Genomic DNA, 11,301 nt, shown 5'->3' with positions numbered 1-11,301 from the left:
GATCGCATCAGTTTGAAACTATCAAATGAGAAAAAATATTCTTCCCGGTGCATGAGGATTACAAATCCAATCATTTCTCCGCCATTGTTGATTGGCAGGGCGACAAGTGATCTGAATTCGTCCTTATCGACTGTGTGCCTATTTGTGTTCGCGTCAAAAACTGCTTCTTCCCCTCTACTGAAGCGGCCGGACACTGCATCTATATATTTTTCTCCTGCATCTTCTTTGAAAAGCGCCGTGGAGGAGGGTGAAATAGAATAACTGCGTTTTTCTTCATAAAAGACGAATGCCATTTCATGTGGGCGGAATGCCTTCATGAACTGGTCTTTGAGAAATGCGATCATTTCGTCAAGATCCAGATTGCTATTCAATTCCCTCGACGCCTCATTCACTAAGCGCAAATCGTCCACCAGACGATGGGATTGGTCGTAAAGACTGGCATTTTCGAGTGCGTTGCCTGCGCCACTCGCCATCGATCGAATAAAACTCTTCTGCGAAACGGTGAATTCAGTGCCTTTTGGCGCGATAATCTGCAAAACGCCGTAAATTCCCTGTCTTCCGCGAATAGGGGCATTCATAAGGCTGCTTGAAATATCCGCGGCATTCTCAATCGTCAAATCCCCTGAAAGGAATGCGTCGACAGCGGACGCCCTTTCATTTGCATAATCAAACAAACGGTACTCATTCGTTTTTCCTTTTTGTTCGTTCGAAAGAAGTAGATGTACTTCGTAAGCTGGAAATGACCCAGACACCGCCTCTATCAGCCCATCAAGAATCACATCACTTTCCATCGTGGAGTTGAATAGCTCTGCCACTTCGAATAGATGCCTATACGTCTTCTCTTTCTCCAAGATCTGATGCATTTGTACAGCTTGGCCTATGAATGTGCCAAACACTTTTTTCAATGCCTTCAAATGAGGCGTCAGAGCAAATGCATGCCATTTCTCACTTGCCGCAAAGAGCAGCGCAGCAAGAGGGGCAAGATGGACATCTCTTATGATGAGCGAGTCATCTGCAAATTCATACTCCCCGCCTGCAACATGCGAGATGAATGACACATTGAAGATCGGATGGTCATTTGTATAGGTTTCCGGAACCTGTCCGCAATTCTGTGTGGACAGATTGCTGATTAGCGGTGTAAATCGATTATTGTCGTACAGCAGTATTTCCGCATCCTTTATTTCAAAATGACTCATGAAGATTTCCTTGAATTTCACGAGCGTGTCTTCCAAAGGATTCTCATCGTACAAATTCGACAATAAATCAAAAATGGAACATTTCACTTCATATAATGTCAACTCATGATCATTCATTTGCCATCACCCTCATTTTACGTAACTCGTAATTTATACCTATGCTACCATTCTAATACATTGAACCTATATTTAACAGCTATTCATCGACTCTTCTCACATATTCGGATGGCGATGATAAGAGCTTGACTCACATTCGAATAATTGTTATGATGTTCCTTGTGTAAAATAGTTGCAGCAGTTGTATGATCCATGCTGTCCAGTCTATTCCTTTCGGTAAGGTGCATCGTGTAACCTTGAGGCTGCTGAGGCGAGGATGCAAGATTATAGAATGGCACACGGATTGAATACATCTGGTTCTTATTTTACAACAAAATAAAACCAAAACAGAGGAGGAGTCTCTCATGGCTCGTTATACAGGTCCATCTTGGAAACTTTCCCGTCGTCTTGGCATTTCGCTAAGCGGTACTGGAAAAGAAATCGAAAAACGCCCTTACGCACCAGGACAACACGGTCCTACTCAACGTAAAAAACTTTCCGAATACGGAATGCAATTACAAGAAAAACAAAAACTTCGTTTCATGTTCGGCGTGAACGAACGTCAATTCAAAACTGTTTTCAACAAAGCTGGTAAAATGCCTGGTAAACACGGTGAAAACTTCATGATCCTTCTTGAAACTCGCCTTGACAACCTCGTATACCGCATGGGTCTCGCACGCACTCGCCGTGCAGCTCGCCAACTCGTCAACCACGGTCACATCCTTGTTGACGGCAAACGCGTTGACATCCCATCTTACAGCGTAAAACCTGGTCAAGAGATCTCTCTTCGTGAAAAATCTCAAAACCTTGATGTTGTTAACGAAGCTCTAGAAGTGAACAACTATGTTCCTGAGTACGTTACTTTCAATACTGACACTAAAGTCGGTACATTCGTACGTATGCCTGAGCGCAGCGAACTTGCTGCTGAAATTAACGAAGCACTTATCGTTGAGTTCTACTCTCGTTAATTAATACGCCTTGTAAAGAACGTTTTTCAAAACCCCGGAAGTTGCTTAACAGCAATGTTTCTGGGGTTTTTCGTTTGTTTACCCCTCTGTAAATGAAACTTATTAAAACCATTAGTCTGGGGGACGTTAATTCATGGACAGAATAAGTATTGAATGTTCTTCAGATTTTTATGCAAGTTAAAAGAGGAGGTATAAGCCCCCTCTTTTTTACATGCTCCGTACTGATATTGTTCTTACCAAATGACCCCTCCACCGATATGCTCTGCTGTGCCGGATCCAGTCGTACAATCTTACCTATATATGTATCCTTTTTACCTGCGCGCCAAGTTGTAATAATGGCGTCGTTTCTTTTTGTGAATGCAATTCTAGTTCTTCCTGCAGCAACTGCATATCGTCCTCATTTAGTTCTGGTTCCGGAGCTAAATCATCCTCGGCGTACCAGTCTCGTAATCGCACCGTATGCTCGGGCAGCATCATCGCCGTCCATTTAATTTTTCCGCGATCTTTGATATCTCCAAGTACCTTCATTAAATAACCCTTCTTTCCTTATCAATCACAGGGACAAGTGCTAAAACGTTGTCGATAGTAAAAGTATGCCCTAAATGACACCTCACCAACTTGGTGCACTTTGATACGACGCTTACTGACAGTTCCATCTGCTGCTAAGTACATCATCTCCAAAACTTCTCCATGTCTTACCGACTTCTCCAATGTTTCACGCACACTCGTTCCTAATTTCAAACATTTTAAATATAGAACATTCGTTTGCAAAGCATTTAATAGCACTTCCCGGAGTCCTATATATTTAATTAAATAATTGCGTATTATATAATCCTATGGTGAAACCTAACTGTGCAAAGGAGAATTTTGAATGACTACTTTAGGCGTTGATATCGGTGGAACCAAAATGTTATTAGTAGTTGAATATCAAGGTGAAAAAATCTCTAAAATAGTACCGACCGGAAAAATGTATACAGATTATGAAATCCTCAGAGAAATTAATGAATTCGTCAATAGTTTACCTTTTACTATTAATTCTATAGGAGTTGCCGTTCCAGGATTAGTTGAGCAAAATCAAAAAATCGTGATTTCAGATGTGCTGCCTAACATTGCTGGTATGGATACTAATTTCTTAAACATAAATAATATTCCTGTCTATATGATAAATGACGTTGAGGCTGCGCTTATCCAAGAAACAGCTTTAAATGAAAAAGTTGATACTGTAGTAATTATGATAGGAACAGGTATAGCTGCGGGAATTAATCAAGGTGGACAGTTTGTAAAGGGATGTAAAGGATGGGCCGGTGAACTAGGTAGCATTCCTATTTCTACTTCTGATGGCATTAAAAAGCTTGATGAGTTAGCAAGTGGTGCCAGTATTATCGCAAAAGCTAATACTGATGCCGAAACTCTACATAGAAACTTAGAGCAGGGCGATGCGATTGCACATGAAGTAGTCCAGACAGCGGGAGGATATTTAGGTTTAGCTATTGCAACAGTTATCAATCTCTTAAATCCCCAAAGGATAATTTTAGGGGGAAGAACAATTCAGTATGAAGGATATTTTGAATTTGCAGTAAAAGTTGCTAAAGAGAACACACTTCCGGAATTATGGGATGTATGCACAATTCGAAAATCAGAGGATGCAAAATATATGGTTGCTCAAGGAGCGATGAATTTCGTAGTTGCACAAGAAAAATTAAAGCTTTTAAATAATAGAGCGCGTTTATAACAAAATAAAAAAGCGCCCTCATCCAGAAGCACTTTACCTATGATAGTCTGCAATTTTAAGATCATAATAAAGGAGTTGCAGACAACCCTATTATAGGACATATTAGGTTACCAATCGCTTCCTTTTTTAGTTCATTGATTGGACAGAAACGATGTCCATCAATTTATGTCATCGATAAACGGATCGTCCAATATATTCCCTCTAATAGTATTATTAGATAGAATAAGAATTGAAGGGGGAAGAAATATGAAATTATTTTCACAAACAATAACTACGTTTTGGCAGACACAATTTTTGAACGGAGATATTCTATACATTGATAAAGCCTTTACTGTCACCATCAACCCTGACTTGAGTGAAGACCGTCGAGTCATGATGCTGGAAACCTCTGATGGCCGGGTTATGGCAGTGCTGACTCCTGAGCTAGCCGATAAGTTAGACCTTTATCAATGGCAGGACCTGTCAGAGTTTGCATTTCGTCAAAAATTGATTGAAATTGGGGTTACTTTGCATGGCGCAGATTATCTATTTTATTTTTCTCGAGCTGAAAAAAACATATTGATGCAAGAACCCCTGGAAAGTTCCTTGCGTCAGTTAACAGAGCAAGATGAAACAATTTTTTCTGAGTTCGAATCCGCCGCATCAAAGCAAGACTTAGATGATGCTTATGTGGAGTTAGATCACTGGGCTGTATTCGGCTCATTTGAGAAAAGCCGTTTAGTCAGCGCTGCAAGTATGTATCCTTGGGGGAATGCTCAACAAATTGCAGATCTTGGCGTACTGACATTAATTCCATTCAGAGGAAAAGGTCATGCTCGTAAAGTGGTACGCTCAATTTGCAAATATGCCTATAATCAGGAGTACGAACCCCAATATAGATGCCAACTCGATAACGAGGCGTCTGTGTCGTTGGCTAAAGCAGCTGGTTTTACGCTGTTTGGAAAGTGGGAAACGATTTCTCCCAACTCCACTGACTGAGCCACCTTGATTCCACTATTGAGTGTGAATGTTCACATATAAATACAAATTAAAAAGCGCCCTAATCCTTAATGGACAGGGCGCTTAGTACAGTCATCTTTCTGATGAGTATTCATCATATCATTTCTCTTTGGCATCCTCAACTTTCGCCATGCTGTTTCTTACAGACGTTCCGGCGCCGAGGGCTAACAAGTCGCCATCGGTGATTGTTTTGTCATCCAGCTTCGTCTGCCCTTCAAGAAGCGCCGACCTATCAACACATTTCTCTATGGAACATACCGGGTTCGAACCGGTGACCTTCACACTGCCAGCGATACCCTAGCCGCTGGCATGTGATTTCCGCATTTTTCAAAACGTGTTAACAACGCCTTTCAATGCTCATACTGGTGTCAATTGCGGTCATTATTTGTACTCTTTTTTATTTAATGGTCTGCTAATGGGCACACATTTGGCACATCGGGCACACAGTTCTGCCATAGCACCAAATTAAAAGAGGAGGCATAAGCCCCCTCTTTTTTACATACTCCGTACTTTTTTAACTATATCACCAAGCGCCTTCAATAAATAATCATCTTTTGTAGCACGTTTCCCGATTGGCCATAGAAAAAGAAAAAGAGCGGCAAAACCGCCGCTTTTTTTCTTGTTATCTACGCCCGTTTAATCATCTGTTTTTCCATTTTTAGGACTTGTTTTTTTCATTTCTACAATCTTTATTATTACTGCAATACCGAATAAAGTTAACATTAAAATTCCACTAACTAGATTGCTAACCAAGTCAAATATCATTAAAAGACCAACAATAAAAACAAAAAACATTAAAATAAACATGGCATTACTAAGACCACTGTTTTTATTATTATTCAAACAATCACCCTATTTCTTTCTTTTTTTAATTAACATTGTACTTTTTTGAATCATTGGAATATTAATGATATTACACCAAATGGAGGTTATTTACTATGATTAAACTAAAAAAAGTTATAAGTATTCTCTTGACACTATCCATTTTCACAATGTTTACGTTTAATGGTAACACAGCTAGCGCTCAAGATCTAAATAATGAAAGTGATCTTCCATCTTTGAAACCCGTATCCAACTCTGAAAGAGACCTAGAAGCGTTTTTCGACGAATCTTCATCATTTATAAATGCTATTGAAGTTATTCCTGATAGTGTTCTTGAAGAAGGGCCAAATGCCATTGTAGATTGGTTTCAAGCTAATGTAGATGGCGACTATCAATTTTCTACTGATGGTGTCAATTTGATTATTGATAGTAATATAGCTCCTTATATTTTAAACGACCAAATCATTGACGATGGTATCCAAGTATTTGGTGTAGCAGCTTGTGTAGGAGCAATTGGAGCAGCATTAGTAACCGGCATCTTACCAATTGCTAAGATCTCAAAAATTAAAAATGCTCTAAATGCCGTAGGCGGAACTGCAAAATTCGTAAATAATCTACACAGACATTATAAATTCAACAGAAACAAAGGATGGTCTAAATCTAAATCTTATGATGAAGCATTTGATAGAGCTACAGCTGCATATGGACCTGAAATTAAAACAGAACTAGGTGCATTGTTTGGTATTACAGCAATTTATGGAGCTTGTTTTGAATAACAGTCCAAATAAAAGAAATCATGGAGTTGTCCAGCAAGTTTTCAGAAAAAGATAAGGAGAGATTTAATTTAGTCGGTCATTATCTCGCTGATATGCAGTTTGATATGTTCGACGACAAGCCAATTGCACTCAAAGAGCTATCTGATTATCAGCTTAGTCTCTATCGCGAGATAAGTAGATTAACCGACAAATAAGAAAAGCGCCCTAATCCAATTAAGGACAGGGCGCTTTTACAGTCATCTTTCTGATGAGTGTTCATCATATCAGAACTTGAGCAGACCATCAAATTATTACTTGTTAGCTCTAATTAGTGCACCGACAGCAAGGGCAGCCACATCGCCATCAGCAGCCTTACCCTCGGCTAAATCCTTAATCCACTTTTCATTGTAACCTTGTTTTACGGCTTCCTTAACAGCTATTTCACGCTGGGCCTTGCTGCCAAGAAACGTTTCCCATTCCTTTTTGAGAGTTCCGCTTGTAAACTTCAAGTCGTCATCCCCCGTCTTAGCCGGTGTTTGCGTGGATGAACCGGCTTTTTTTTTAGTCCGAATGCTTTAGCAATGCCGTATACATGTCCTAATGCAACTCGATTGAGAAAATCAGCACTCTTTAACAGCTTGGAGTCGCTAGGATTATCAATAAATCCACTTTCAGTTAAAATCGATGACATATTGGATTCGCGGACGATGTGCAAGTTATTTCGTTTCTTGCCGCGATTGAGAAATTCCGGGACCGCTTTTGTAATTTCAGCATGAACAACCGCTTTAATCAATAGTTCTGCCGCTAACTTTCCATTAAAAATGTAATCCTCGTAGCCTTTTCCACCGCCCGCGTTAATATAATATGAACAGACATCAAGTAGTCAGCTTTCCATGCGTTTGCCATATCCGTTCGTTGTTTAAGCGAAAGTGTTTGATCAGTGGTACGGCTTAATTTGACCTGGACACCTTCATATTCCTTTAATAAGGATTCGATGCGTTTTGAAATGGCCAAGGTCAAATCTTTTTCTTTCAGCCCGTTTCCGGTTGCTCCTGGATCAGTACCGCCATGTCCGGGATCGATATAAATCTTCACCACATTGATTACCTCCTTGTCGTATTTAGTGAGATTGTATTGTTCTATGCGTTGGTTAAGTTTTTCGGCGTACCTGATATCGGTCGCATAGCCCGCTGCTTGAAGTGCAGCAGTCGCCTTTTTGTAATCCTTTTGGTTGAGTATGGCTGCATATCGATTGAAATGCTCCCAACCTGTCCCGTGCGTGTATTTATGGATTAGGTCAATGACGCAGCCCTCAAAAGATGGATACTTCCGGAATGCTGCGTCTATATAGTAGATGGTGCCATCTGGCCGTTGCTCGCTTGTCCTTTTAGTGTATGTGGGTCCAGTCCAGCCCGAGCCGACTTTTATGCCGAAAAGGTTGTTAGCTTTTGTGGCGAGCTCGGACGTTCCGGATCCGGATTCCAATATTCCTTGGGCAATAATCAACGACGGCAAAACACCGTTTGCTATGCCATGCTTAACTGCAAACGGTGCAAACTTTTCCACGAAATTCATTATTTATCATCTTTCTTCGGCTTATGGTAGTGTAAAGCTTGTTTGCTATCATCTACGCCATCAGTGGTAGGATCAACAACAATCCCCAAGATGACAAGTAGAGCAAATACAGCATTGATAAACCTTGTCGCTTCCATGCCGATCAGATCAGCTGCCAACTCGTATCCAAACCACCCCGCGACGATCTGTGTAACCAATAAAAAAGCCGGCACCATTGCCAGCCAGAACATCTTGTTCTTGATCCTTACTTTCCAATTGATTTTCATGTTATTACCTCCAGTATTATTTAACGAACGTTTGAATTAACACATACAAAATACTTCCCGAGCCAATTAGCTTGAAAAGTATGTCGCTCCATCTTTCGACTTTGGTTTTGGACAGCTCATGTTTCATTCGTAAATTGTCATGGCGCTGTTCATCCCGAGTCTTGATCAAATTCCACTGCTTATCCATGTTCGTCAGGAAAAAAGAGCGCATTTCCCGATTTTCTGAAACGATGGTAGTCTCAAGTCTTGTGTAATTCTTCTCAACATCCTGCAAACGCTCTTCTTTTTTCTTGTCTTCTTCTTCCACAAGTTTTAGCCGTTCGTGCTTTTCTTCGTCATACTTGAGTAACTGAGTGATTTTCTCACTGTGATGATTCAAACGCTCGTCTTGTTTGTTTAACCGATCATCTTGTTTATTGATCCGCTCGTCTTGGACATCTAAACGTTCTTCTAACGGCATTTTTACATCCTCCATTCTTCACCTCACGTCCCCTTTTCTCTGTTTTAGATAAAATAAAAAGAACGCCCGTGTGGACGTTCTTTCATTGACTATTACTATTTCTATAGTTATCGATATGTAATTCAATATTAACGATCATGTTGCTAAAAAGTTCTATTAGTTTGTCATTATTTTTTCTACCTATTTCCCCGAATATATCTGGTGAAGTAATAACCACATCTATTCCACGAACATATATGGATACGTCCTGATCAAGCAAATGAAATTTCGAGTACAGAATAGGTCTGAATTTTTCTCGATAGGATTCCAAATCAAATAAAGCGTATTCTCCAGCATCCGTCAACATCTGAACTTCTCCTTCAAGTTTTAATACTCCGTTATAAACCAGAAGACGTTCAATGTTTTCCGCTTTATTATCGCGCCTGATTTCGTTATTGATTTGCTTACTTACGGTATTTTTCTGTGTGAAGTACGTTGAAAAGTGCCCAATCAAAACACCAAAAAACGCAATTAACGCAACTAATAATGCTGTCCACTCCATCGGCTTCACTCCCCTCTATCTACAAAATTCGACAAAGGAAAGGAGATACCTTCTATTCGATGGAGAAAGCCATGCTCTCAATCATGCTATTGATTTGCGTAAGGTCATCCCTGTCAATCGGATTCTTCCTATCCAGTCGATTTGCCCGCTTAATCAAATCCAATTGCCCCACTGTGTATTCCTGTATCAACTGATCCGCCCACCCTAACATGAAGATCCCTCCTATCTCTGTCTAAACGCTCCGCCCTTTTTCCGTCCGTATGTCGGTCGATTGGTACCCATGATTTCCGCCCACTCCCTCGATGTGAGCCGCTCTTCTCGCTTGCCCCTTGTCCTAGTATTCTTTATGTCTACCTCGTCTGTATGTGGACGAGAAAGCCCTTTTTCGATTAACTGATCTTGTAACGTTCTCACTACCTCACTCCCTTTTTTGTGAAATAAAATAGAGGACAACAAATGACGCAGCGTAATGCTGTCATCAAATGTTGTCCTCGGGTTGGCCAGGGGGACTGTTTTATATTTCCCACTTTTTGTAACTACTTTTTAACTTGTGAAAATAATAATTGAGCAGTTGGTAATAGGCTTAACATAAAATGAACGCTAAAGTTAGTACATCAAATACTTGACTAGTTTCAATATTAGCTATCAAGCCCTCAGCAAATGAAGGTAAAAAACCCATAAATACGATTATTACAGTGAAATAAGCTAATGATAATTCCTTATTAAAACTTTGGGCTGCAAATTTAACAATTTTTTTCTCTCCAAACCATCTTTCAATAAGTGATGTGCTAATAATTAATAATATATTATAAATATAGTACGCTGGTAAGAACACTAATATAATAATAAAAAATAGAGAATTCGCATCTATATAATTTTCATCATCGTTGAATAAGCTTATATATTTACTAAACATGTTGAACAAATAATCATAACTTATTATTTTCGATAATGCCAAACCCATAAAAACAGTTATTACTAAAGAAAGGAACGAAAGCATCATCATTAAATAAATTAACAGATATTGCGTTCCTCTTATTAATAAGAACTTTCGAGGATGAAGTATCATTAATATAAATAAAATAAAAATAATGGTAACAATATGTTTAAAATTTATATTAAATCCAGCTTTACTAATCAAAATTAATATAATAGAAACGATAATTGAACCCACCATTATTTCTTTAACAAATTTCAAGAAAACTCCCCCGACTCCGCTTCACTTTTTCGAGATACGTAACATTCTCATCCCCTATGATCCAGCCCAAAACAAATTATACAACGAAATGCTGTAATCATCGTTGTCCTCTGGTTGGCCAGGGGGACTATTTTTTTCTATAGGTTTTATCATTAACTTGCTCTATTATATCGACCAGTTCAAAAAGTTCTAACACTATTTCCCTTTTCACGCCTCATCTTCCTCATTCAAATGTCTTCCTTAATTTAATTCGTAGAGGAATATTTAAATTTCAATTTCTTCCTCAAGAAACTTTCTAATTTTTTTATTATTTCTTTTATATCTTGTTCGTTTTTCAGCTGATAGTTTATTAGAAGTTCCGTCAACCTTTCCTCAGAAAAATCCCTATAAATAATTAAGTAGAACAAATTAACAAACACCAAATCATATCCGATTAATGAATTGGAATTAATTTGTGGATTATAAGCTTTAATGAACACAGGTACCTGATTTTTATTTTCATCCAGCAATACATCCAATTGGGCAATAGTTCTAATATCAAAGGAATGCAGATTATCAATCAACTGCTCAGGAAGAAAAAGTTTTTCTTCAATTCTGGAATGGTCAATCCCGATTGCAGAACACATTTTGATTAAAATTTCCTTAACAACTTGTGATGTTGCTACATATTCCATTAATGTCACTTTGTCAATC

Annotated in this window: 18 protein-coding genes; 4 read left to right on the top strand and 14 right to left on the bottom strand. The window is 39.0% G+C overall.

What is annotated here, in order from left to right; translation table 11 throughout:
• Positions 1–1,313 (bottom strand): hypothetical protein (locus AWV70_RS03545; RefSeq protein ID WP_060204435.1); only part of this gene is annotated, 1,313 nt, incomplete at its 3' end.
• Positions 1,314–1,657: 344 nt separating this feature from the next.
• Between AWV70_RS03545 and rpsD the strand changes: the two genes are divergently transcribed.
• Positions 1,658–2,260, top strand: a complete 603-nt coding sequence (gene rpsD, locus AWV70_RS03540) for a 30S ribosomal protein S4 (protein ID WP_060204433.1) — start codon at positions 1,658–1,660, stop codon at positions 2,258–2,260.
• A gap of 294 nt (positions 2,261–2,554) precedes the next feature.
• Here rpsD and AWV70_RS03535 read toward each other — a convergent pair whose 3' ends face one another.
• Positions 2,555–2,788: a hypothetical protein gene (locus AWV70_RS03535; protein ID WP_060204431.1), complete on the bottom strand. Its 234-nt coding sequence runs from the start codon at positions 2,786–2,788 to the stop codon at positions 2,555–2,557.
• Between the two features lie 343 nt (positions 2,789–3,131).
• Here AWV70_RS03535 and AWV70_RS03530 point away from each other — a divergent pair, with 343 nt between their 5' ends.
• Both AWV70_RS03530 and AWV70_RS03525 read left to right on the top strand, forming a co-directional pair.
• Entirely contained in the window at positions 3,132–3,992 is an 861-nt protein-coding gene (locus AWV70_RS03530) for an ROK family protein (protein ID WP_060204429.1), read from the top strand.
• Positions 3,993–4,238: 246 nt separating this feature from the next.
• Positions 4,239–4,970 (top strand): GNAT family N-acetyltransferase, encoded by a 732-nt coding sequence (locus AWV70_RS03525; RefSeq protein WP_060204427.1) that lies wholly within the window; start codon positions 4,239–4,241, stop codon positions 4,968–4,970.
• Positions 4,971–5,090: 120 nt separating this feature from the next.
• Here the strand turns inward: AWV70_RS03525 and AWV70_RS03520 are convergent, their stop codons facing one another.
• Together AWV70_RS03520 and AWV70_RS03515 are read right to left on the bottom strand one after the other, a co-directional pair.
• Positions 5,091–5,273 carry a hypothetical protein gene (locus AWV70_RS03520; RefSeq protein WP_060204425.1) on the bottom strand — a complete coding sequence of 61 codons (183 nt, stop codon included), beginning with the start codon at positions 5,271–5,273 and terminating at the stop codon, positions 5,091–5,093.
• Positions 5,274–5,627: 354 nt separating this feature from the next.
• Positions 5,628–5,834, bottom strand: a complete 207-nt coding sequence (locus tag AWV70_RS03515) for a hypothetical protein (RefSeq protein WP_060204423.1) — start codon at positions 5,832–5,834, stop codon at positions 5,628–5,630.
• Between the two features lie 95 nt (positions 5,835–5,929).
• Between AWV70_RS03515 and AWV70_RS03510 the strand changes: the two genes are divergently transcribed.
• A complete protein-coding gene (locus AWV70_RS03510; RefSeq protein ID WP_060204421.1) occupies positions 5,930–6,589 on the top strand; it encodes a hypothetical protein in 660 nt (219 codons plus the stop codon).
• Positions 6,590–6,879: 290 nt separating this feature from the next.
• Here AWV70_RS03510 and AWV70_RS03505 read toward each other — a convergent pair whose 3' ends face one another.
• From AWV70_RS03505 to AWV70_RS23730, 10 genes are all read right to left on the bottom strand, one after another.
• Complete coding sequence (locus tag AWV70_RS03505; RefSeq protein ID WP_060204418.1) at positions 6,880–7,077, bottom strand: hypothetical protein; 198 nt, start codon at positions 7,075–7,077, stop codon at positions 6,880–6,882.
• A complete protein-coding gene (locus AWV70_RS25055) occupies positions 7,074–7,361 on the bottom strand; it encodes an N-acetylmuramoyl-L-alanine amidase (protein WP_060204416.1) in 288 nt (95 codons plus the stop codon). The genes AWV70_RS03505 and AWV70_RS25055 overlap by 4 nt, the downstream gene beginning before the upstream one ends.
• Positions 7,362–7,372: 11 nt before the next feature.
• Entirely contained in the window at positions 7,373–8,143 is a 771-nt protein-coding gene (locus AWV70_RS03495; protein ID WP_060204414.1) for a glucosaminidase domain-containing protein, read from the bottom strand.
• Positions 8,143–8,409 (bottom strand): phage holin, encoded by a 267-nt coding sequence (locus AWV70_RS03490; RefSeq protein WP_060204412.1) that lies wholly within the window; start codon positions 8,407–8,409, stop codon positions 8,143–8,145. The genes AWV70_RS03495 and AWV70_RS03490 overlap by 1 nt, the downstream gene beginning before the upstream one ends.
• A 16-nt stretch (positions 8,410–8,425) precedes the next feature.
• Complete coding sequence (locus AWV70_RS03485) at positions 8,426–8,869, bottom strand: hypothetical protein (RefSeq protein ID WP_060204410.1); 444 nt, start codon at positions 8,867–8,869, stop codon at positions 8,426–8,428.
• A gap of 82 nt (positions 8,870–8,951) precedes the next feature.
• A complete protein-coding gene (locus AWV70_RS03480; RefSeq protein ID WP_060204408.1) occupies positions 8,952–9,410 on the bottom strand; it encodes a hypothetical protein in 459 nt (152 codons plus the stop codon).
• Positions 9,411–9,462: 52 nt separating this feature from the next.
• A complete protein-coding gene (locus AWV70_RS23735) occupies positions 9,463–9,621 on the bottom strand; it encodes a hypothetical protein (RefSeq protein WP_160327621.1) in 159 nt (52 codons plus the stop codon).
• An 11-nt stretch (positions 9,622–9,632) separates the two neighbouring features.
• A complete protein-coding gene (locus AWV70_RS03475; protein WP_060204406.1) occupies positions 9,633–9,824 on the bottom strand; it encodes a hypothetical protein in 192 nt (63 codons plus the stop codon).
• A 169-nt stretch (positions 9,825–9,993) separates the two neighbouring features.
• Positions 9,994–10,608, bottom strand: coding sequence for a hypothetical protein (locus AWV70_RS03470; RefSeq protein WP_060204404.1), 615 nt, complete (start codon positions 10,606–10,608; stop codon positions 9,994–9,996).
• A 245-nt stretch (positions 10,609–10,853) separates the two neighbouring features.
• Positions 10,854–11,301, bottom strand: a 448-nt coding sequence (locus AWV70_RS23730) for a hypothetical protein (protein ID WP_160327620.1), incomplete at its 5' end; no start/stop codon positions are given.

It is taken from the genome of Sporosarcina koreensis, assembly GCF_001531445.1.
GTDB classification, from domain to species: Bacteria; Bacillota; Bacilli; order Bacillales_A; family Planococcaceae; genus Sporosarcina; species Sporosarcina koreensis_C.
This window is presented reverse-complemented; position numbering and strand designations above follow the sequence as displayed.